Origin of the sequence: Rhodococcus sp. JS3073 (assembly GCF_026810085.1) — a bacterium.
GTDB lineage: Bacteria > Actinomycetota > Actinomycetes > Mycobacteriales > Mycobacteriaceae > Rhodococcus_F > Rhodococcus_F wratislaviensis.
In genome coordinates this window covers 1,434,496-1,460,486 of the sequence record NZ_CP113951.1, presented here as the reverse complement: position 1 = coordinate 1,460,486, position 25,991 = coordinate 1,434,496, and the positions used below count along the sequence as shown (strand labels likewise).

Below are 25,991 nucleotides of genomic sequence, written 5' to 3'. Positions count from 1 at the left end.
CGATGGACTCACTTCGCGTTTCGTCCGCCCAGGAGGCGCTCTGGCTGGCGCAGAAATTGGCGCCGGGACTGTCGAACAACATCTCCGCGTATCTGGACATTTCCGGCGAGATCGACCCTTCGGTGATGGACGACGCGTTGCGGCGAGTGGCCGAAGAGGCTCGCTCCGTGCTGGTGAATTTCGTCGAAAACGAGGACGGCCCCCGCCAGGTCGTGCGGGACTCCAAGTCCTGGACGCCGTTTTTCATCGACGTCAGTGCCGAGGCAGACGCCGAATCTGCGGCGAAAGCGTCGATGGCCGAGATCGGCGCCGTGCCCTTCGACCTGGAACGAGACGCGCTGTATCGAGCGGGCTTGATCAAGGTTCACGACGCGCGATTCTTTCTGTGCGCCGTGTGCCATCACATTGTGATGGACGGGTTCGGCGTCGCCATTCTTGCGAGTCGAATCGGTGAGATCTACACAGCGATGAGGACGGGAACGCCGATCCCCGACTCCGGATTCGGCGGACCGGAGTTGATCGTCGACGAAGATGCCCGCTATCGACGCTCCGATCGTTTCAGCCGCGACAAAGAATTCTGGAGAAACTACACCACCGCGCTGCCCGAACCGCTACGACTGTCCCGGCACCCGAGTTCACCGGTTCCCGTGACATTGCATCACAGCCAGACGGTGCCGGACGACGAGACTACGCGATGGCTGACGGCGGCAGAGTCGATCGGGATACCGATGCCGGGGTTCCTGGCAGCAGCGGTGGCCGGCCTCTTTCATCGCCTGTCGGGCATGTCGGAATTCATGATGCGATTGGCCGTCGCCAATCGGGTCGGCGCCGCCCGGCGAACACCGGGTTTGGTGTCGAACGCGGTGCCCTTCCGTGTGGAGATCCCACCGCGGTCGCTTTTCGCTGCAGTCGCCCACAACGTGGGTACCGAGATTCGTTCCATCCTTCGTCATTCCCGCTACCAGGGCTCTGATGTCAGGAGAGACAGAGGATTGTCCGGATCCGTGGAGAATCGGTTCGGTCCGATTCTCAATATCATTCCGTTCTTCGAGTCGATCGATTTTGCAGGCAATCCGGCATCCATGCGCGGCGTGTCGTTCGGCCCCGTGGACGACCTCTCGATTTCGATCTACTACGGCGGTCGGGGCAGCGCCGGCATGCACATCGAGATCGACGCGAACGGCGCGCTGTACAGCAGTGAGGATGTCAGGCTGTATGCAGATCTGCTGATGGCATTCGTCCGTGCGGTCGTCGCCGATCCGGGCGGCCGGATAGAGCAGCACGACATCCTTCGGCCCACCGACCGCGAACTGGTTCTGCGGACCTGGAACGACACGACGGTACCGGTACCGGGGGCCACCATTCCCGACCTGGTCGAACGGCGGGCCGCCACGACGCCCGATGCGGTGGCGCTCACTTTCGGCGATCGGCACTGGACATACCGGGACGTCAATGGTCGAGCGAATCGGTTGGCGCGGTATCTCATCGCGCGCGGTGTCGGACCGGAATCCATCGTGGCAGTGGCGATGGAGCGATCCTCCGAATTGATCGTCGCGCTCCTCGCGGTCCTCAAGGCCGGCGGCGGATATCTTCCGATCGACCCGAACTATCCCAGTGCGCGTACCGCTTTCATTCTCGCCGACGCAGCCCCGCTGTTGGTTCTGACCGACGACGAGACCTCGGAATCGTTGCCGGACAACGATATTCCGTGTCTCGTGTTGGACCTGGCCGACGCCGCCGCAGAGGGCATGTCAGCGGCGATCGATCCAGTCGACGACGAGAGGATCGCCCCGCTGAGACCGGGCAATGCCGCGTACGTCATGTACACGTCCGGATCGACCGGCACCCCGAAAGGGGTGTGCATCACTCACGGCAATGTGACGTCGTTGTTGGCCGGAACCGATCGGTGGTGCGGTTTCGGAGGCTCGGACGTGTGGGCGTGGTGTCATTCGCAGGCCTTCGACTTCTCGGTGTGGGAGGTGTGGGGGGCGCTCGTACACGGCGGCCGGGTGGTGATAGTGCCGTGGGACGTGGTGCGCTCACCCGCTGAACTGTGGAGTCTGGTGCGTCGGGAGCACGTGACGATCCTCAATCAGACCCCGTCCGCGTTCTACGAGTTCGCAGATGCCGAACGCGAGGACCTTTCCCCGGACTCTGATTCGGTGCTGCGGATGGTGGTGTTCGGCGGAGAGGCATTGGACCCGGACCGGCTACGCGGGTGGTTCCCGGGGGATCGTCCGAAGACTCCGATTCTGGTGAACATGTATGGAATCACCGAAACCACTGTGCACGTGAGCCATCTGGAGTTGACGGCAGGCGTGGGCGACGGCGGTCGAAGCCCGATCGGGATGCCTATCGGTAACGTGCGGGTGTTCGTGTTGGGGTCGGGATTGGTGCCGGTGCCGGTAGGTGCGGCGGGGGAGTTGTATGTCTCCGGGTTCGGGGTGGGCCGAGGATATGTAGGCAGGCCGGGGTTGACGGCGGAACGGTTCGTAGCGTGCCCGTTCGGAGAGCCCGGTTCGCGGATGTACCGATCCGGAGACGTGGTGCGGTGGACGTCCGACGGCGTGCTCGATTTCGTCGGACGCGTGGACGAGCAGGTGAAGGTGCGGGGATTCCGGGTCGAGCCCGGGGAGATCGAGACGGCACTGATGTCGCATCCTGCGGTGGCGCAGGCGGCGGTGATCGCCCGTGAACCCCCCACCGGCGCCGGTCGTGCGGACGGGGACACCAGAACCGATACGCAGCTGGTGGGGTATGTGGTGCTCGACAGGGGTACCTCGCTCGTCCGTGACAGGGCGCGGGAGGCGGAGCTGGTTTCGCAATGGCAGCGGGTGTACGACGACCTGTACTCCGGGGACGAGTCCCCGGCCGGTGAACAGACGAACCCGACAGAGTTCGGGGAGGATTTCGGGGGGTGGAACAGCAGCTACACCGGAAAGCCTATCCCCCTCGACCAGATGCGGGAATGGCGCGCGGCGACCGTGGCACGGATCCGCGAGCTCTACCCGACTCGGGTGCTCGAGATCGGAGTCGGAACAGGGCTGTTGCTGTCGCAGTTGGCGCCGCACTGCGAAAAATATTGGGGCACCGACTTTTCCGCTCCCACGATCGACGCTCTGCGATCGCAATTGGCGGACCGGCAGGCCCCGTGGGTCGATCGGGTGCACCTGCGGGTCCAGGCGGCCGACGACCTCGAAGGCGTGCCGCACGGTGTGTTCGACACAGTGGTGCTGAACTCGGTCGTGCAGTATTTCCCGAACGCGGGGTACCTGCTCGACGTGATCGGCGCAGCACTGCAATTGCTTCGGCCCAGGGGCGTGCTGTTCCTCGGTGACGTGCGGAATCTCGCGTTGCTCCGGGAATTCGCGACAGGCGTGCAGGTCGCCCACGCAGATGCCGACTCGACTGCCGCAGTGATACGCGATCGGGTGCGCCGGGGAATTGCCGCCGAGCAGGAGTTGCTGCTCTCGCCGGAGTTCTTCACAGTGTTGCCGAGGCTGTTCCCCGGCATCGGAGCCGTCGACATTCAGCTCAAGGGTATCCGGGCAGTCAACGAATTGAGCTGTTACAGATACGAAGTCGTGCTCCGTAAGAGTCCCCTCGCGACCCGGTCGCTGGCCGATGTGCCGTCCACGTCGTGGCAACGATTCGGCGATCCCACCGCGCTGCGGAAGTACCTGACGGGCCGGCGCCCGGATTGTGTTCGGGTGACCGGGGTGCCGCACGCGGGGCTGGCACCCGACATCGATGCCGCACGCGCTCTCGACGACGCCGCGGACCGCGATCACGTCCCCACTCGGCGTGACGCGGACAGTCGAACGGACGCGATGCTGCCGCAGGACTGTCACGACATCGGCGAGGACCTGGGGTTCGCGGTGTCGGTGACCTGGTCACCGACACCGGGCGTGATGGACGTGATATTCACCGACATCACGACCCGGGTGCACCGAAACGCGCAGGCATCGGTCGCGGTGTCCGATGTCTTCCTGCCCGACGGTCCACTCGGCGACATCACCGAGTACGTCAACGACCCCGGTGCGAGCAGACTGTCGTCCGAAGTTCGACATTTCGTGGCCGGGCGACTGCCGGAGTTCATGGTGCCCGCTGCGGTGGTGGTGCTGGATCGGTTGCCGTTGACCGTGAACGGCAAGCTCGACCGGAAAGCGTTGCCGGCACCGGAGTTCATCGGTGGCGTGTTTCGGGCCCCGCGGTCACCGGTGGAGGAGACTCTCGCGTCTCTCTACGGTGACGTGCTCGGTCTTCCGCGGGTGGGGATCGACGACAGTTTCTTCGACCTGGGTGGGCATTCGTTGTCGGCGACGCGGTTGGTGGGGTTGCTCCGCAACGCGCTGGGGGTGGAGGTGCCGATCCGGGTGGTGTTCGAATCACCGTCGGTCGCGGAGTTGGCGCCCCGGCTGGGCGAGGCCGCGGTGGCGAGGGTGCCGTTGCTGCCCCGGGTGCGGCCGGAGCGGGTGCCGTTGTCGTTCGCGCAGGCCCGGTTGTGGTTCCTGTATCGGTTCGAGGGTCCGTCGGCGACGTACAACATTCCGGTGGCAGTGCGGTTGACCGGCGCCCTCGACATCGAGTCGGTGGTCGCGGCGGTCGGCGATGTCGTGGCTCGGCACGAGAGCCTGCGGACGGTGTTCGGGGAGGACGAGGGGGTGCCGTTCCAGCGGATCCTGCCCGCGGAGAAAGCCCCGATTCCCGTGCACACGGAGACGATCGATCAGGCCGGGTCGAGGGAAGCCGTTGCGGAGGCGGCGGGATATCGCTTCGATCTGTCCGGCGAGATCCCCATCCGGGCAACGTTGCTGGAATGTGGGTCGCGAGAGCACATCCTGGTATTGGTCCTGCACCATATCGCGGGGGACGGGGGTTCATTGGCGTCCCTGGCCCGCGACATCGCGGTCGCATATGCGGCGCGGACCGAGGGCGAGATGCCGGGATGGGCGCCGTTGCCGGTGCAGTACGCCGATTACACCCTGTGGCAACGAGAGCTTCTGGGCAGCGCAGATGATCGGGGGAGTGTGCTTGCCGCACAGGTCGAGTATTGGCGGGCCGAGTTGGCGGGACTGCCCGACTGCATCGAGCTGCCGACCGATCGGCGACGTCCGGCCGAACCGAGTTACCGGGGCGGGACCGTGGAGTTCTCGATCGCACCGGACCGTGTTTCGGCGGTCACGGAGCTTGCCCGCAGATGTGGGGCGACACCGTCGATGGTGTTGCAATCCGTGCTGGCGGTGCTGCTCCACCGGCTCGGCGCGGGGGAGGACGTTGCGCTCGGCGGGCCGATCGCGGGCCGTACCGACGAAGCATTGACCGAATTGGTGGGATTCTTCGTCAACACCTGGGTGCTACGGGTGGATGTGTCGGGGAACCCGGGATTCGATCAGGTCGTCGACCGGGTGCGGGGGAAGGCACTGGGCGCGTACGAGAATCAGGATGCGCCGTTCGAGCGGCTGGTGGAGTTGCTGAACCCGAACAGGTCGACGGCCTACCATCCGTTGTTCCAGGTGTCGTTCGCGATGCAGAACAATGCTTTTCCCGACGTCGAGTTCCCGGGGCTGGAATGGACCCCGCTGCCGGCGCCGACCGGTACGTCGCGGTTCGATCTGTCCTTCACTCTCACTCCCGACGGCAGGCAGGGTCTGGCCGGGGTGGTCGAGTACGCGAGTGACCTGTTCGACCGGGGCACGGTGGAGACCATCGCGACCCGGTATGTGGCGTTGCTCGAGAGAATCGTGGCCGATCCGCAGGGACGGATCGAGGGGTACGAGATCCTCGAGCCCGACGAGCGCGAGCGGGTACTCCGGAGCTGGAACGACACGAGTGCACCGATCCCGGACTCGACGATTCCCGGCTTGTTCGGACAGCAGGTCGCCGCGACTCCGAATGCGGTGGCGGTCACGTTCGGTGAGGAGAACTGGACCTATCGGGAGCTGGCCAGTCGAGCGAACCGGCTGGCACACCGCCTGATCGGTGCGGGTGTCGGCCCGGAGGTGCTGGTGGCGGTCGCATTGGAGCGATCACCCGAGTTGATCGTTGCGCTGCTGGCCGTCCTCGAGGCCGGGGGCGCATACCTCCCCATCGACCCCCGGTATCCGAGTGCGCGTACCGCATTCATCCTCACCGATGCCTCACCAATTCTGGTCCTGACCGACACCACCACCGCACGCACGCTGCCAAACAACGGCATCCCCACACTATTGCTCGACGCGCACTCGGACGAGGTCGGTCGACGGGAGGGCATCGCCCCCGGCGACAACGACCGCAGCAGCCCACTCCGGCCGGACAACACCGCATACGTGATGTACACCTCCGGATCGACCGGCACCCCGAAAGGGGTCACGATCGACCACCACAACGTCGTCAACTGCATGGTGCAGGTGGCCTCCAGTCTCGGTGCACCAGGGCTGGCGCGGGTGCTGGCAAGCACGTCGGTGAGTTTCGACGTGTCGGTGTTGGAGACTTTCGCCGCGTTGTGCGCCGGCGGGAGTATTGACGTGGTCCGGGACGTTCTCGTACTCGGCGAACGCCGCGGCTGGACCGGGAGTGTGATCAGCACCGTCCCGTCGGCGTTCGCGGAGGTACTCGATCAGATCGAGAGCACGGTGAGTGCCGAGACGGTGGTGTTCATCGGTGAGCAATTGTCAGGTCGATTGCTCAGTGCAGTGGGTGCCGCAATTCCTGGTGTCCGAGTTGTCAATGGGTACGGTCCGACGGAGACCACCGTCTACGTGACGAGCCAGCGGGTGGAGCCGTCGGACGAGTGGGTCGGTGGGTCGGTGCCGATCGGTGTGCCGGTACGGAATTCGCAGGTGTTCGTAGTGGGCGCGGGGCTTCGGCCGGTTCCTGTGGGTGTGGTGGGGGAGTTGTACATCGCCGGGATTCAGTTGGCGCGCGGGTATCTGGGCCGGCCGGGCCTGACTGCCGAGCGGTTCGTCGCATGTCCGTTCGGGGCGGTGGGTGCGCGAATGTATCGATCGGGGGATCTGGCGCGGTGGACGGCTGATGGTGTGCTCGAGTTCGTGGGGCGTGCTGATGAGCAGGTGAAGGTGCGCGGGTTCCGGGTGGAGCCGGGGGAGATCGAAGCGGTACTACTGAAACACCCGGCGGTGGCGCAGGCAGTGGTCATTGCCCGGGACACCCCGGCGACTGCCGGGGTGGGGCGGCAGCTGGTGGGGTACGTCGTTCTCGCGCCCACCGGCACCGTCACGGGTGTGGAGGTGCGGGAGTTCGTGACGGGGCGGCTCCCGGAGTACATGGTGCCGGCGGTGATCATGCTGGTGGATCAGTTGCCGTTGACGGCGAACGGCAAGCTGGACCGGAAAGCGTTGCCGGCACCGGAGTTCACCGGTGGAGTGTTCCGTGCGGCGCGGTCACCGGTAGAGGAGACGCTGGTCTCGCTTTTCGTCGAGGTACTGGACGTTCCGCGGGTGGGGATCGACGACAGCTTCTTCGATCTCGGTGGGCACTCGCTGTCCGCGACACGTCTGGCCGGCCGGATCCGCACGGTGCTGGGGGTGGAGGTCCCGATCCGGGTGGTGTTCGAATCCCCGACGATCGCCGCACTGGCGCCGCGACTCGGTGACGGTGCGGTTCGGACACCGCTGGCTCCGCGCGTGCGGCCCGACCGGGTGCCGTTGTCGTTCGCGCAGGCCCGGCTGTGGTTCCTACACCGCTTCGAGGGCCCGTCGGCCACCTACAACATTCCGGTTGCGGTGCGACTCACCGGTGACCTCGATACCGAGGCCCTGGTGGCAGCGATCGGAGACGTGATTGCCCGGCACGAGAGCCTGCGAACGATGTTCGGCGAAGCCGAGGGTATTCCGTTCCAGGAAATCCTTCCCACCGACCAGGTGCCCGCGGCGGTGCAGATCATCGAGGTCGGGGCCGACGGAATACCCGCGGCAGTGACCACCGCTGCCGCGTATCGGTTCGACCTGGAACACGAGATTCCGATCCGGGCAACCTTGTTGGAATCCGGTTCCCGAGAGCACATCCTGGTGTTGGTGCTCCACCACATTGCGGGGGACGGGGCGTCGCTGACGCCGCTGGCCCGTGACATCGCCGTCGCGTATGCGGCCCACACAGAGTCCCGGGTTCCGGGGTGGGCGCCGTTGCCGGTGCAGTATGCCGATTACACCCTCTGGCAACGAGAGGAACTGGGCAGCGAGCTGGATCCGGGCAGTGTGCTCGCCACCCAGCTCGACTACTGGCGGGCCGAACTGGCGGGACTACCCGACTGCATCGAGCTACCCGCCGACCGGCGACGTCCGGCCGCACCCAGCTACCGCGGCGGTGTGGTGGAGTTCTCGATCGACCCCGAACATGCCACGGCAATCACCGAATTGGCGCACAGCAGTGGGGCAACACCCTCGATGGTGTTGCAATCGATGCTGACGGTACTACTCCGCAGACTCGGTGCAGGGACCGACATCGCGATCGGCGGGCCGATCGCGGGCCGCACCGACGACGCGTCGGCCGAGTTGGTGGGGTTCTTCGTCAATACGTGGGTGTTGCGCGTCGACGTGTCCGGGAATCCGCGATTCGACAAGGTGCTCGAACAGGTGCGGGGGAAGGCCCTGGGTGCATACGAGAATCAGGATGCGCCGTTCGAGCGTCTGGTGGAGCTCCTGAACCCGACCCGATCGACGGCCTGTCATCCGTTGTTCCAGGTGTCGTTCGCGATGCAGAACAACGCTTTTCCCGACGTCGAGTTCCCCGGCCTGGAATGGGCCGCACTGCCGGCGCCGACCGGAACGTCGCGCTTCGACCTGTCCTTCACCCTCACCCCCGACAAGCGGCAGGGCCTGACCGGGGTCATCGAGTACTCGAGCGATCTGTTCGACCGGGAAACCGTCGAGGGCATCGCTGCCCGGTACGTGCGCTTGTCGGAGCTGATCGTCGCGGATCCGCAGGAGCGGATAGAAGGGTACGAGATCCTCGTACCTGATGAGCGCGAGGTGTTACTCCGGACCTGGAACGACACCGCAGCCCCCTTCTCGGAGACCACCGTCGTGGACCTGTTCGAGCGACGAGTGGCGGCGACACCCGACGCCGCAGCGGTGACCTTCTCCGACCGGAGCTGGACGTACCGAGAAATCAACACCCAGGCGAACCGGCTGGCGCACTATCTGATCGGCGCCGGGGTCGGCCCGGAAACTTTGGTGGCCGTCGCACTGAGGCCGTCGGAAGAGTTGGCCGTCGCGTTGTTGGCGGTGCTCAAGGCCGGCGGCACCTACCTTCCCCTCGACCCGAACTATCCCAGTGCTCGTGCCGGGACAATTCTCGCCGACGCCGCTCCGCAGCTGATCCTGTCCGACACAGTCGCCGTTGCCACGCTCCCCGACCACGATAGGGACCAGGTACTGCTCGATGCCGACCTGGACCTCGACGGGGACGCGACCGTTGTCGGGGGGCGCGCTGATCTCGATCCCGTCGACACCGATCGGATCAGCCCGCTCCGCCCCGGTCATGCGGCGTATGTGACGTACACGTCGGGGTCGACTGGTGCTCCGAAGGGTGTCACCGTAAGCCACCGAAGCGTGGTGTCGTCGGTCGCGGGGACTGGCGACCGTGTGGGTGTGGACGCTACGGATGTGTGGGTCTGGTGCCACTCGGTGGCGTTCGATTTCTCGGTGTGGGAGTTGTGGGGTGCGTTGGTACACGGTGGCCGGGTGGTGGTGGCGCCGTGGGACGTGGTGCGCTCACCGATTGATTTGTGGGAGTTGGTGGTTCGGGAACGCGTGACAGTGCTCGGTCAGACGCCGTCGGCGTTCTACGAGTTCGCGGAGGTCGAGCGTGTGGACTCTGCGGTGGGGGCTGGTTCGGTGTTGCGGACGGTGGTGTTCGGCGGAGAGGTGCTGGATCCCGCCCGGCTGCGGGGCTGGTTTCGGGGCGAGGATTCCCTCCATCCACACGTGAGGTTGGTCAACGGTTACGGCCCGACGGAGACGACGGTCTTCGCGGCACTGTATTCGCTACCCGAATCTCAGGGCGCTCGTGACCGGGTGAGTGTGCCGATCGGCGATCCGGTGGGCGGGGTGCGGGTGTTCGCGTTGGGTGCCGGATTGATGCCGGTCCCGGTGGGTGTGGCGGGGGAGCTGTACATCGCCGGGGTGCAGTTGGCGCGCGGCTATCTGGGTCGGCCGGGGTTGACGGCGGAGCGCTTCGTGGCGTGTCCGTTCGGGGAGCCGGGTGCCCGAATGTATCGATCCGGCGATCTGGTGCGCTGGACCGCTGAGGGTGTGCTCGAGTTCGTCGGCAGAGCGGACGAGCAGGTCAAGATTCGGGGATTCCGGGTCGAACCCGCGGAGATCGAGTCGGTTCTCCTGCAGCATCCGGCCGTGTCGCAGGCCGCGGTGATCGCTCGGGAAACCCTGATCGGCATCGAGTTGGTGGGGTATGTGGTTCTCGATTCCGGGACCGGCACCGACTCCGCGGGGTTGCGGGAGTTTGTGGCTGGGTTGTTGCCGGGGTTCATGGTTCCGGCGGTGGTCACGGTGGTCGAGGGGCTGCCGTTGACGGTGAACGGCAAGCTGGACCGGAAAGCGTTGCCGGCACCGGAGTTCACCGGTGCAGTGTTCCGTGCGCCGCGCTCGCCGGTGGAGGAGACGCTCGTCTCGTTGTTCGCCGATGTTCTCGGTGTTGCGCGGGTGGGGATCGACGACAGCTTCTTCGATCTCGGTGGCCACTCGTTGGCGGCGACACGTCTGGTCGGCCGGATCCGCACGGTGCTGGGGGTGGAGGTCCCGATCCGGGTGGTGTTCGAATCCCCGACGGTCGCCGCACTGGCGCCGCGACTCGGTGATGGTCCGGTCCGGGTGCCGCTGACTCCGCGGGTGCGGCCCGAGCGGGTGCCGTTGTCGTTCGCGCAGGCCCGGTTGTGGTTCCTGCACCGGTTCGAGGGCCCGTCGGCCACGTACAACATTCCCGTGGCGGTGCGATTGACCGGCGACCTCGACACTGCGGCGCTGGCGGCCGCTGTTGCGGACGTCGTCGCCCGGCACGAAAGCCTGCGTACAGTATTCGACGACCCGGACGGTGCACCGATTCAGCGGGTGCTCTCCGCGGAAGAAGTACCAACTCCGGTGCGCGTGGAGATGGTCGACCCGCCCAGCGTGATCGCTGCGGCGACGGCAGCGGCGGGGTACCGGTTCGACATCGCACACGAAATTCCCATCCGAACAACATTGTTGGAGACCGGACCCCGGGAGCACATCCTGGTGATGGTCCTGCACCACATTGCGGGGGACGGGGGCTCGTTGGCACCGCTGGCCCGGGATGTGGCTGTCGCGTATACGGCCCGCGCGGACGGACACGCCCCGGGGTGGGTGCCGTTGCCGGTGCAGTACGCCGATTACACCCTGTGGCAACGGGAGCTTCTGGGCAGCGCAGATGATCCGGGGAGCGTGCTTGCCGCACAGGTCGAGTATTGGCGGGCCGAGCTGGCGGGACTGCCCGACTGCATCGAGTTGCCGACCGATCGTCGACGTCCGGCCGAACCGAGTTACCGGGGTGGGACGGTGGAGTTCTCGATCGCACCGGACCGTGTCGCGGCGGTCACCGAATTGGCCCGCAGCAGTGGGGGGACACCGTCGATGGTGTTGCAGTCGGTGTTGGCGGTGCTGCTCCACCGGCTCGGCGCGGGGGAGGACGTTGCGCTCGGCGGGCCGATCGCGGGCCGTACCGACGAAGCATTGACCGAATTGGTGGGGTTCTTCGTCAACACGTGGGTGCTACGGGTGGATCTGTCGGGAAACCCGGGATTCGATCAGGTCCTCGACCGGGTTCGGGGGAAAGCCTTGGGCGCCTATGAGAATCAGGATGCGCCGTTCGAGCGGTTGGTGGAGTTGCTGAACCCGACTCGGTCGACGGCCTATCATCCGTTGTTCCAGGTGTCGTTCGCGATGCAGAACAATGCTTTTCCCGACGTCGAGTTTCCCGGGCTGGAATGGACCACGCTGCCGGCGCCGACCGGAACGTCGCGGTTCGATCTGTCCGTCACTCTCACTCCCGACGGCAGGCAGGGTCTGGCCGGGGTCATCGAGTACTCGAGTGATCTGTTCGACCGGGGCACGGTGGAGACCATCGCGACCCGGTATGTGGCGTTGCTCGAGAGAATCGTGGCCGATCCGCAGGGACGGATCGAGGGGTACGAGATCCTCGAGCCCGACGAGCGCGAGCGGGTACTCCGGGACTGGAACGACACGAGCGCACCGATCCCGGACACGACGATTCCCGGCTTGTTCGGACGGCAAGTCGCGGCGACTCCGGACGCGGTGGCGGTGACGTTCGGTGACGAGAACTGGACCTATCGGGAGCTGGCCAGTCGAGCGAATCGGCTGGCGCACCGCCTGATCGGTGCGGGGGTGGGCCCGGAGGTGCTGGTGGCGGTCGCATTGGAGCGATCACCGGAGTTGATCGTCGCGCTGCTGGCCGTCCTCGAGGCCGGGGGCGGATATCTGCCGATCGACCCCCGCTATCCGAGTGCGCGCACCGCATTCATCCTCACCGACGCCGCGCCACTGCTGATCCTCACGGACACCCCGACCGCACGCACGCTGCCAGACAATGACATCCCCCGGATACTCCTCGATGTCATCCCGGACGAGGACGGACACGACGAGGACGGACACGTAGAGGGCCTCACCCTCGACGACAGTGATCGCACCACGTCACTGCGACCGGGCAACACCGCGTACGTGATGTACACGTCCGGATCGACCGGTACCCCGAAAGGGGTCACCATCGACCACGCCAATGTGGTCAACCTGGCGTTGCACGGGTGGCCGGATGGACCCGGTGACCGAGTGTTGCTGCATTCGTCGATGGCGTTCGATGCATCGGCGTACGAATTGTGGCCGACGCTGCTCGGAGGAGGCCAGTTGGTTGTCGCTCCGCCCGGATCGCTGGACCTCGAGGTGCTCGAGCGGGTCGTCTCCACTCCTCGCGTGACATCGATGTTCGTGACGACCCCGCTGTTTCACCTGTTGAGTGATGCTTCGGAACATGCGAGGGGAGCGCTCGACCAACCACGTCAGGTGGTCGCCGCGGGCGATGTGTTGTCGCCGAGCGCCGTACGACGTGTCCTCGCTCGCCATCCGCAGGTAACCGTGATCAACGCGTACGGGCCGACAGAGGCCACGGTCTGTGCCACCGCGTACTCGATACCCGGTTCGATGACGTTGGAGGACAAGGTCACCGTGCCGATCGGAGTGCCGATCGGCAATGCCCGGGCATTCGTACTGGGCGACGGCTTGATTCCGGTCCCGGTGGGTGTGGTCGGGGAGTTGTATATCGCCGGATCAGGCGTGGGCCGCGGGTACATCGGTCGGCATGGGTTGACGGCGGAACGGTTCGTGGCGTGTCCGTTCGGCGAGCCGGGCACACGGATGTACCGCTCGGGTGACCTGGTGCGGTGGACCACCGACGCTGTGCTGGACTTCGTCGGCCGCGCAGACGAGCAGGTGAAGATTCGCGGAATCCGAGTCGAACCCGGAGAGATCGACACGCTGTTGGTCTCGCACCCCGCGGTGGGGTCGGTGGTGACGGTCGACCGGGTAGGTCCGTCGGGGCAGAAGGTGCTCGTGTCGTACGTGGTCCCGGCGCCCGGGGCCGAGGTGGACATCGAGGCGTTGCGGGTGCTCGCGGCCGGGCGGCTACCGGACTACATGGTGCCGTCGGCGATCATCGTCGTCGACCGGATACCTCTCACACCGGTCGGCAAACTCGACCGCAGAGCACTTCCCGAGCCTGACCTCGCATCCGACACGCCGTTCCGGGCTCCACGAACCATCGCCGAACAGACATTGGCGACGGTGCTGGCCGATGTCCTCGGCGTCGACCGGGTGGGTGTCGACGACGACTTCTTCCGGCTCGGCGGGGACAGCATCATGTCGACCCAGGTGGTGGCGCGGGCGCGGGCCCGAGGCGTGCTGGTGTCGGCCCGAGACGTGTTCGAGCGACGGACAATCGCCGGGCTGGCCTCCGTCGCGCATCCGGTGCGGGATGAAGACTCCGTCCGCTTCGAGGACGTACCGTTGCCGAGTCCGACCCCGGAACAGCTGTCCGCCGTCGCGGCGCGATATCCCGAGGCCGTGGACGTGTGGCCGCTCGCACCACTGCAAGCAGGTCTGGTCTTTCACGCGATGTCGGCGTCGGAAGCGCCAGATGTGTATGCGGTGCAGACGGTTCTGGGTCTGACCGGACAGGTGGATGCGGACCGCGTGAAGGCCGCGGCGCAGGCGATGCTCGATCGGTATGCGAATTTGCGGGTCGCGTTCCTCACCGACGGGGTGGACGAGCCGGCGCAGGTGGTGCTCGAGGGCCTCGCGGTGCCGTGGTGGGAAGCCGACATCAGTGATGTCGAGGCCCGCGAGCGAGACGACGAGTTGGCGCGGCTTCTGTCGGACGATGCGGACACCGGGTTCGACGTGTCGGCGCCACCGCTCCTGCGTTTCGGGTTGGTCACGATGGGCGACGGTGATGTCCGGCTGGTCGTGTCGTATCACCACGTGCTGCTCGACGGATGGTCGATGCCGTTGCTGATGCGGGAGATGCTGACCGTCTACGGTGCCGACGGGGACTGCGCCGTACTCGAACCCGTGGCCCCGTATCGCCGGTATCTGGGGTGGCTCGCGACGCAGGATCGGCAGCAGTCGCTGGAGGCGTGGGAAGACGCGCTCGACGGTGTGGAGCCTGCGCTGCTCGTTGCGGGGCGTTCGGAATCGGCACGGGGATCGTCCGTGCTTCGGCGTGAGCTCGACGAGGGTTTGTCTTCGGAGATAACGGAGTTGGCGTCGCGGTTGTCGGTGACGGTGAATACGCTGGTGCAGGTTGCGTGGGCGATCGTGCTGGGCATGCTTACCGGCAGCCGTGACCTGGTATTCGGTGCGACGGTATCGGGTCGGTCCGGTCTGGTACCCGCCATCGAGTCGATGGTGGGCCTGTTCATCAACACGATCCCGGTGCGGGTCCGGCTCTATCCGGAGGAATCCATTGCCCGGTTGATCGCCCGGGTTCAGGCGGAGCAGGCGACGTTGATCGAGCATCATCATGTTCCCTTGCCGGAGATCCAGCGGGTCGCCGGCAGAGGGGCCCTGTTCGACACCTTGACGGTGTTCGAGTCGTACCCGATCGACCGGCGGAGCCTCGCGTCCCTTGCCGAATCGATCGGCGCCCCCGCGATCACGTCCTTGGATTCGCATGGGGGAACGAATTATTCGCTGACACTCGCGGTGGAAGCCGGTGAGCGGACGTCCATATCGCTGTGGCACGATCCAGCCTTGTTCGACGACGACCAGGTGCAGCGGATCGCGGACAGGTTCCACCGGGTTCTGGAATCACTGGTGGCTGCGCCGGAGGCCGCGACGGGAGATGTCGACCTCCTCGCCCCGGAGGAACGAACCCTGCTGGTTCCCGTGCATGGCGCGGCGGCGGAGGCCGTGAGGACTCTGCCGGAGATCCTCGCTGCGGCCGTCGCACACGATCCGGGTGCGGTGGCGGTCGTGTGCGGGGAGCGCTCGCTCACCTACCGCGAATTGGACGCCGAGACGAGTCGTATCGCGCGGGTGTTGATCGCACACGGGGTCGGTCCGGAATCCACGGTGGCCGTGGCCGTGCCACGATCGGTGGAGTCGGTGCTGGCGGTGTGGGCGGTGGCGAAAGCCGGTGGTGCGTTCGTTCCTGTGGATCCGTCGTATCCGGCGAGTCGGATCGAGTACCTGATCACGGATTCCGCCGCGGGGTTCGGAATCACGGTCGCCGAGTGCATCGGTACCCTGCCGCGAACACTCGACTGGTGGGTACTCGACGATCCGGAGGTGCGAGCCGAGTATTCCCGTCGGCCCGCTGAATGGGTGACCGATGCGGAACGGGTCGCTCCATTGCGGGTCGATCATCCGGCGTACGTGATCTACACGTCCGGGACGACGGGTGAGCCGAAGGGCGTCGTCGTACCGCATCGGGGCCTGGGCAATCTCGCGGTGGAGATGGCGGAGAAGTTCGATGTCACGGCGGACGCACGCGTGCTGCAGGTGGCGTCGCCGAGTTTCGATGCGTCAGTCCTGGAGTACCTGCTGGCGACGGGCTCGGCAGCGGCGACGGTGATTGTTCCCGCGGGCGTGGTCGGTGGTGAGGAGTTGGGTGGGGTCATCGAGAGTGCGGCGGTGACACACGCGTTCCTCACCCCGACGATGCTGGCCACGGTACCGGTCGAGCGGATGTCGTCGGTGCGATGCCTGCTCACGGGTGCGGAGGCGGTTCCGGTATCGGTGGTGGAGTCGTTCGCTGCGGGACGGCGAATGCACGACCTGTACGGGCCGACCGAGGCGACGGTGGCGGTGGCGATCTCGCCGCCGTTCACCCCGCACGGTCCCGTGACCCTGGGCGGTCCGGTGCGGGGTGCGTCGGTCGTGGTGCTGGACACGTGGCTGCGTCCGGTGCCGCCGGGGGTGCCGGGCGAGTTGTACGTGGCCGGGGACCCGCTGGCCCGGGGATATCACCATCGGGTGGGACTGACCGCGGAGCGATTCGTGGCGAATCCGTTCGGCGGACCGGGCGGGCGGATGTATCGCACGGGCGATGTGGTGCGGTGGGTCGAGTCGGAATCCGATCCGGTGCTGGAGTTCCTGGGGCGTAATGATTTCCAGATCAAGGTGCGGGGTCGACGGGTCGAGCCGGGAGAGATCGACGCTGTGCTCGCGGAGCAGTCCGGGGTCGGATCCGTGGTGACGATCGATCGGAAGGGCCCGTCCGGGCAGACAGTGCTGGTGTCGTACGTGGTTCCCGCACCCGGGGGAGCGGTGGACGCCGAGATCGTGCGGACGGCGGCGGCGGGCCGCATGCCGGAGTACATGGTGCCCTCGGCGATCGTGGTGCTCGAGAAGTTGCCGCTCACACCGGCCGGCAAGCTCGACCGCGGGTCGTTGCCGGAGCCGGAGTTCTCGTCGAACCGGGCGTTCCGGTCTCCGCAGACCTCGACCGAGGAGATCCTCGCCCACGTGTTCGCCGAGGTACTCGGCGTGGAGCAGGTGGGGGTCGACGACGGATTCTTCGATCTGGGCGGCGACAGTATCCGGTCGATCCAGCTGGTGTCGCGCGCGAAGGCGCAGGGTGTGGTGTTCACGGCACGGGATGTGTTCGAGCATCGGACGGTTGCGAGGCTGTCCGAGGTCTCAGTCCTGAACCGCGATTCCGATCACGTCGTGCTCGAGGAGTTGCCCGGTGGCGGAGTGGGGTCGATGCCGTTGACGCCGATCGCCCGGTTCCTCCTCGCGCGGGGTGATGGTTTCCGCCGATTCGCGCAGACGATGGTGCTGGAATTGCCCGACGGTATCGATCGAGCCGGGTTGGTCGCCACCCTCGACGCCGTCCTGGTCCGCCATGACATGTTGCGGTCACGGCTGATCACCGATGACGCCGGGGCGCAGAAACTTCGGGTCGATCCGCCGGACACCGTCCACGTGGACCGTCTGATTCGACGGGTCGAGTGTGATGATGCACCGGGTGATCCGGAGTGGCTGCGGCTGGCATCGGCCGAGTGGGATTCGGCGCTGGGGCGGTTGGATCCGGCGGCGGGCGTGATGGTGCAGTTCGTGTGGCTGGACCGCGTGCCCCGACGCGGCGACGAGCCGGCGGATCGTCCGGGCCGGCTGCTCGTCGTGGCCCACCACCTCGTCATCGACGGCGTGTCGTGGCGAATCGTCATCCCGGACCTGGCGGCGGCATGGACGCGGGTGCGTACCGGCGAACGGCCCGCACTGCCGCTGACCGGGACGTCGATGCGGCGGTGGGCACACGGGCTGGTGGACGAGGCAGCGCGGCCCGAGCGGGTGGCCGAGTTGCCGTTGTGGCAATCGATCCTGGAGGGCCCCGACCCGACGTTGGGTTCGCGCAGGTGCGACCCGATCCTCGATGTGCTGTCCACAGTGCAGCACCTGCCGATGCAGGTGCCCGCACACGCGACGGCGTCGCTGCTCACGACGATCCCCAAGGTTTTCCATGCGGGAGTCGACGATGGTCTCCTGGCCGGGTTGGCGATGGCGTTGACCCGCTGGCGCCGTCGCCGTGGGGTGATCGAGTGGTCGTCGTTGATATCCCTGGAGAATCACGGTCGCGAGGCGCACGTCCTCCCCGGGGCCGATCTGTCCCGCACGGTCGGCTGGTTCACCACTGCCTTCCCGATACGTCTCGACATCGCCGGCGCCGATCTCGACGACGCGTTCGCCGGCGGGTCCGCAGCGGGCACCGTGATCAAAGCGATCAAGGAACAGGTGCTGGCCCTGCCCGACCGGGGAATCGGATACGGGCTGCTTCGCCATCTGAATGCGGACACCGCCCCGGAACTCGACAAGTATCCGGGCGGACAGATCAGTTTCAACTATCTGGGACGGATCTCGGCTGCGGATGTTCCCGAGGAATTCCGCGAACTCGGATGGATGCCCGCGATCGAAGGAAACGAGCTCTCCGCGACGAGCGAGCCGGACCTGCCGGCGGTGGCCACAGTGGACATCAACGCGATGGTGACCGATGGTCCGGACGGTCCGCACCTCGGCGCGACGTTCGGATTCCCCACCGGAGTGCTCTCCCGCGACGACGTTCAGGAACTGGCCGACCTGTGGTGCGACGCACTTTCGGCGCTGGCGCGGCACGCGGAGGGGCCCGGGGCCGGCGGGCTGACACCGTCCGATGTGCCGCTGGTGCCGGTGTCGCAGCGCGACATCGAGACCTGGGAGGACCGGTACCCGGGGGTGGTGGATGTATGGCCACTGACCGCCATGCAGTCCGGCGTGTTGTTCCACTCGATGCTGGCCGGTGCGTCGTTCGACGCGTACACCACCCAACTCGTTCTGCATCTCGGCGGAACGGTCGATCCAGAACGGATTCTCGCTGCGGGGCAGGCAGTGCTGGATCGCCACGCGAACCTGCGGACCGCGTTCGTCCACGAATCCGACGGCGGTCCGGTACAGGTGGTCCTGGACTCGGTCGCGTTGCCATGGTGCGAGGTCGACCTGAGGAACTTCCCGGAAGGCGCGCGGGACAGCCAGTTCGAACAGCTTCTCGTCGAGGATCAGGCTGCACATTTCGATCCCGCGACGCCGCCCTTGATGCGGTTCACGCTCGTGACGATGGCACAGGATCGGTACGAGCTGGTGATCACCCATCATCACGTACTTCTCGACGGATGGTCGATGCCACTGCTGGCCAAGGAAATACTCGCGCTGTACGTTTCGGGAGGCGGCGCCGCCGCGTTACCGAGAGCCGCCGGATACCGGAACTTCCTGGTCTGGCTGGCCGAGCGCGACCGCGTCGAATCTTCTCGAATCTGGGCCGAGGCCCTCGAGGGGGTCGACGAGCCGACCCTACTGGCACCCGCGCACCCGGAGCGGGACACCGCTTCGGGGGAGGAACACGTGTCGGTCGAACTACCTCCCGATCTCTCCGCGAGTGTGTCGGGAAGGGCCACCGAACTGGGTGTCACGCTGAACACCGTCATTCAGGGGGCGTGGGGGATTCTGCTCGGCCAGTTGTGCGCCCGGCGGGATGTCGTGTTCGGCGCGACGGTCTCCGGCCGGCCGGCCGGACTGGCCGGCGTCGAGTCCATGGTGGGCCTGTTCATCAACACGCTGCCGGTGCGCGTGCAGTCCAGACCGGGCGACACTGCTGCGGAGTTGTTGACCCGGTTGCAGGAGCAGCAGGCCACCTTGTTCGACCACCACTACCTCGGGTTGACGGAGATCCACCATGCGGCCGGGGTGCGAGAACTCTTCGACACCCTGGTCGTGTTCGAGTCGTACCCGGTCGATCGCGCCGCGTGGGCTGCCGCAATCCCTATCGACGGAATGACCGTCACCGGTGCCCGTGCGATCGACGCGTCGCACTACCCCATGACTCTGATCGCGAGCGTCGACTCCCAACTTCGGTTGACCGTGGCGTATCTACCGAACCTGTTCGGCGCGGCAGAAGTGGACACGATCGCCCGGAGGCTAATCCGTATCCTGCAGGCAATCGCCGCCGACCCCCAGGGTGCGGTCGACCGCATCGACATCTTCGAAGCAGGTGAGCGTCGGCTGGTGCTGGACGTGCGCAATGACACCACGGTCGCCGTGCCGGAGGTGACACTGCCCGACCTGTTCGCGCTCCAAGCGGCCCGCACACCTGATGCGGTGGCCTTGACGTCCGGCGACGAGCAGTTGACATATCGCGAGGTCGAGGAGCGAGCGAACCGGTTGGCTCGGAGACTGATCGCGCACGGAGTCGGTCCGGAATCCCTCGTCGGTGTCGCCGTACGACGTTCGATCGATCTCGTGGTGGGAATCTACGCGGTCGTGACGGCGGGTGGAGCGTATGTGCCGATCGACCCCGACTACCCCATCGAACACACCCGGCACGTGATGGAGTCCGCGGCACCGGTGTGTGTGCTGACACTGTCCACCGATCGCGTGCAGATCCCTGGCGACATCCGCGTCGTGGAGATCGACGGCAGGCAAAGAACTGACATCGACTCCTCACCCGTCCGCAACGAGGATCGCATCGCCCCGTTGAGACCGAACAACACGGCGTACGTGATCTTCACGTCCGGGTCGACGGGTCGTCCGAAAGGGGTCGCTGTCAGCCACGCCGCGATCGTGAACCAATTGCAGTGGATGCGTGACCACTTCGGCTTCGACCACCACGACGTGGTGCTGCAGAAGACTCCCGCGACATTCGATGTCTCCGTGTGGGAGATGTTCCTGCCGCTCCAGATCGGGGCACGTCTGGTGATCGCCAAGGCGGAGGGGCACCGCGATCCGATGTATCTCGCGGAGATGATCAGATCACAGAAGATCACCACCGGTGACTTCTCTCCGTCGATGCTCGCCATGATCCTGGACAAACTCGAACGGGCTGATTGCGAATCGTTGCTGCGCGTCCTCTGCGGCGGTGAGAATCTGTCGCCCGCGACGGCACACAATTTCATTGAGCGGAGTGGCACTGCGGTACACAACGTGTACGGGCCGACCGAAACCGCCATTCAGGTCACTCATCACCGATGCGGTCCTGCGGACGCCACGAGCGTGCCCATCGGCACGCCGGTGCGGAACACGCGGGTATTCGTGCTGGGTCCGGGGCTTGGCCCGGTTCCGGTGGGTGTGGCGGGGGAGCTGTACATCGCCGGGGTGCAGTTGGCGCGCGGCTATCTGGGTCGGCCGGGGTTGACCGCGGAGCGGTTCGTGGCGTGTCCGTTCGGGGTGGTGGGTGCCCGAATGTATCGATCCGGCGATCTGGTGCGCTGGACCGCTGACGGTGAGCTCGAGTTCGTGGGGCGTGCGGATGCGCAGGTGAAGGTGCGCGGGTTCCGGGTGGAGCCGGGAGAGATCGAGACGGTGCTGCTGTCACATCCCGTGGTGGCACAGGCCGTAGTGGTCGCCCGCGCCACCGGCAGCGGCGCCGAGTTGGTGGGGTATGTGGTTCTCGAACCGACCGAGACGGTGACAGGTGCAGGGTTGCGGGAATACCTGGCCGGGAGACTGCCGGAATTCATGGTTCCGGCGACAGTCACGGTGGTGGACGGGTTGCCGTTGACACCGAACGGGAAGTTGGATCGGCCGGCTTTGCCGGCACCGGAGTTCTCCGGTGGCGCATTCCGTGCGCCGAGTACACCGGTGGAAAAGACTCTGGCGTCGCTCTTCGGTGAGTTGCTCGACGTTGAGCGGGTGGGGATCGACGACAGTTTCTTCGACCTGGGCGGGCATTCGTTGTCGGCGACACAGTTGGTGAGTCGCATCCGGTCGGTGTCGGGTGTGGAGGTGCCGATCCGGATGGTGTTCGAATCCCCGTCGGTGGCGGAGTTGGCGCCCCGACTGGGCGAGGCAGCGGTGGCACGGCCGCCGCTGCTCCCGCGGGTGCGACCGGAGCGGGTGCCGTTGTCGTTCGCGCAGGCCCGGTTGTGGTTCCTGCACCGGTTCGAGGGCCCGTCGGCCACGTACAACCTTCCGGCGGCGGTGCGATTGACCGGCGCCCTCGACACCGCGGCGGTGGCAGCCGCTGTTGCGGACGTCGTCGCCCGGCACGAGAGCCTGCGAACGGTGTTCGGTGACGACGAGGGTGTGCCGTTCCAGCGGATCCTGCCGGCCGATCAGGTTGCCGCGAGACTGCCGGTTCCGATCGTCGATGTCGACGACAGCACTGTGCTGGGCGCGGTCGCGGAGGCCGTGGGCTGTCGATTCGACTTGTCCACAGAGATTCCGTTGCGGGCGTGCATTTTCAGGGTTTCCGAATCGGATCATGTGCTGGTGATGGTCCTGCACCACATTGCGGGGGACGGGGGCTCGTTGGCACCGCTGGCCCGGGATGTGGCTGTCGCGTATGCGGCCCGGACGGACGGACACGCCCCGGGGTGGGTGCCGTTGCCGGTGCAGTATGCCGATTACACGTTGTGGCAGCGGGAAATTCTGGGCAGCGAGGACGATCCGGACAGTCTCCTGACCGCCCAGTTCGACTACTGGCGGGCCGAGTTGGCGGGACTGCCCGACTGCATCGAGTTGCCGACCGATCGGCGACGTCCGGCCCAACCGAGTTACCGGGGCGCGACGGTGGAGTTCGCGATCGCACCGGACCGTGTTTCGGCGGTCACCGAATTGGCCCGCAGTAGTGGGGGGACACCGTCGATGGTGTTCCAGTCGGTGTTGGCGGTGCTGCTCCACCGGCTCGGCGCGGGGGAGGACGTTGCGCTCGGCGGACCGATCGCGGGCCGTACCGACGACGCGTTGACCGAGTTGGTGGGATTCTTCGTCAACACCTGGGTGCTACGGGTGGATCTGTCGGGGAATCCGGGATTCGATCAGGTCCTCGACCGGGTGCGGGGGAAAGCCCTGGGCGCGTACGAGAATCAGGATGCGCCGTTCGAGCGGCTGGTGGAGTTGCTGAATCCGACCCGGTCGACGGCCTACCATCCGTTGTTCCAGGTGTCGTTCGCGATGCAGAACAACGCTTTTCCCGACGTCGAGTTCCCCGGGCTGGGGTGGGAGGTGGTGTCGGCGCCGACCGGTACGTCGCGGTTCGATCTGTCCTTCACTCTCACTCCCGACGGCAGGCAGGGTCTGGCCGGGGTGGTCGAGTATGCGAGCGATCTGTTCGACCGGGGCACGGTGGAGACCATCGCGACCCGGTATGTGGCGTTGCTCGAGAGAATCGTGGCCGATCCGCAGGGGCGGATCGAGGGGTACGAGATCCTCGAGCCCGACGAGCGCGAGCGGGTACTCCGGGACTGGAACGGTACGAGTGTACCGATCCCGGACTCGACGATTCCCGGTTTGTTCGGACAGCAGGTCGCCGCGACTCCGAATGCGGTGGCGGTGACGTTCGGTGAGGAGAACTGGTCCTATCGGGAGTTGGCCAGTCGAGCGAATCGGCTGGCGCACCGCTTGATCGGTGCGGGGGTGGGCCCGGAGGTGCTGGTGGCGGTCGCGTTGGAGCGATCACCGGAGTTGATCGTCGCGTTGTTGGCGGTCCTCGAGGCCGGGGGCGCATACCTCCCCATCGACCCGAATTATCCGGGCGCACGAATCGGGACCATCCTCACCGACGCCGATCCGCTGTTGGTCATCAGCGACACCATGACCGAAAACGTGTTGCCCGACAACGGCATCCCGCGATTGCTTTTCGATTCCGTGTCCGACGAGGGCGGGCATTCGGAGGAGGGAAGCCCCGGCGCCCACGACCGGGCGAGACCGGACAACACCGCGTACGTGATGTACACCTCCGGATCGACGGGTGTTCCGAAGGGTGTCGCCGTGAGCCATCGAAGTGTGGTGTCGCTGTTCGCCGGCACTGCAGGGTGGGCGGGTTTCGAGACTGGGGACGTGTGGGGGTGGTGTCATTCGGTGGCGTTCGATTTCTCGGTGTGGGAGTTGTGGGGTGCGCTGCTACACGGTGGCCGGGTGGTGGTCGCGCCGTGGGACGTGGTGCGCTCACCGATCGAGTTGTGGGAGTTGGTGGTTCGGGAACACGTGACAGTGCTCGGTCAGACGCCGTCGACGTTCTACGAGTTCGCGGACGTCGAGCGTGAGGAGCCCGGCGTGGGGGCGGATTCGGTGCTGCGGATGGTGGTGTTCGGCGGAGAGGTGCTGGATCCGGAAGGGTTGCGGGGCTGGTATCGGGGCGAGCGCCCGAATCCACCGATTCTGGTCAACGGGTACGGGCCGACCGAGACAACGGTCTTCGCGGCAACCTTCGTGCTTCCGGACTGGGCTGAACTCGCCGACCGGGCGAGTGTGCCGATCGGGGCACCGGTGGGCAACACGTCGGTCTTCATACTGGGTGCGGGCTTGATGCCAGTTCCGGTGGGTGCGGTGGGGGAGCTGTACATCGCCGGGGTGCAGTTGGCTCAGCGGTACGTGGGACGGCCGGGGGCGACGGCAGAGCGGTTCGTCGCGTGCCCGTTCGGGGAGCCGGGTGCACGGATGTATCGATCCGGGGATCTCGTGCGGTGGACTGCCTGCGGTGTCCTCGAGTTCGTCGGCAGAGCGGACGAGCAGGTCAAGATTCGGGGATTCCGGGTCGAACCCGCGGAGATCGAGGCGGCTCTGCTGCAACATCCGGCCGTGACTCAGGCCGTGGTGGTTGCCCGGGACACCGCCACCGGCACCGGCCTGGTCGGCTACGTGGTCTCCGACACCGCCGGCCCCGACACCGGTGTCGAGGTCCGTCGATTCGTGGCCGGGATGCTGCCGGACTTCATGATTCCGGCGGCGATCATCGCCGTCGACCACCTGCCCTTGACGGTGAACGGGAAACTCGATCGGAGAGCGTTGCCGGCACCGGAGTTCACCGGTGAGGTGTTCCAGGCACCACGGTCACCAGTGGAGGAGACGCTGGCGTCGCTGTACGCCGAGGTGCTCGGGGTTTCCGGGGTGGGGATCGATGACGGATTCTTCGACCTGGGTGGGCATTCGTTGTCGGCGACGCGGTTGGTGGGACGGATTCGGTCGGTGCTGGGCGTGGAGGTTCCGATCCGGATGGTTTTCGAGTCCCCGACGATTGCCGAACTCGCACCCCGACTGGGTGAGGACATCGAACCCGGCCTGCTCGACCCGTTCGCGGTGATCCTGCCGATCCGAAGTGAAGGAACCGGACCGCCGCTGTGGTGTATCCACCCGGGTGGCGGTCTGAGCTGGTGCTACATGGGCCTTCGCGCCCACCTCCCCGACAGGCCCGTCTACGGTCTGCAAGCGCGGGGATTCGATGGAGTCACGCCGCTGCCGGACTCGATCGAGGAGATGGCCGCCGACTATCTCGACCAGATCCTCACCGTTCAGGAAGACGGCCCGTTCCTCCTGCTGGGATGGTCGTTCGGTGGCCTTGTCGCCCATGCGATCGCCACCGCACTGGAACGCCGAGGGCTCGAGGTTGCGCTCCTCGCGATGATGGACAGCGTGCCCGGTGCCGGGGATCTCCCCACCGGCGAGGCGGTGCCGTCGGATGAGGACATTCGACGGTCGATCCGGTCGTGGGCGCAGAGGCGCTACGGTGAGATCGTCGATTCGCCCGACTACGCGCCAATCTGGGACGCCGCACGGGCAATCTATCGGAACGACCTGCGGCTGTCCGTTGACCATTCACCGCAGATCTATCACGGTGACGTGGTGTTTCTCCGTCCGACATCGACGGATGACGGATCGATTTCGGACGAGTCCGCGTCCGATAGGTGGCATGCATACGTCACCGGCGACATCGTGACTCACGACATTCACAGCACGCATGCCGATATGGACCAGCCCAGTCCCCTCGCCGAGATCGCGCGGATCATCAACCACGAATTGGCCACACCGGGTCGGCGCACACGACAACCGGAAGGCTGATGACGGGAGGGCCGCTACCGGAGTGCGTGCAGGTTCGATTGGGCAGCCGTATGCGGAATTCTCCGATTTCAGCTGGTTGTAGCGTTGTATCGCACCGTGTACGCCCTGTCCTTGATTTCGCTCGAAACTGATGGATTCCAT

The 25,991-nt window shown here is 66.2% G+C and carries 1 protein-coding gene; it reads left to right on the top strand.

Features of this window, described 5'->3' with window-relative positions; all coding sequences use genetic code 11:
* The first annotated feature begins 2 nt into the window (after positions 1 to 2).
* Positions 3 to 25,850, top strand: coding sequence for a non-ribosomal peptide synthetase (locus OYT95_RS06840; protein ID WP_268791042.1), 25,848 nt, complete (start codon positions 3 to 5; stop codon positions 25,848 to 25,850).
* Positions 25,851 to 25,991 lie beyond the last annotated feature (141 nt).

Excerpts from the sequence above, each read along its gene's own strand:
- OYT95_RS06840 (WP_268791042.1), top strand. The coding sequence starts at position 3 with ATGGACTCACTTCGCGTTTCGTCCGCCCAGGAGGCGCTCTGGCTGGCG.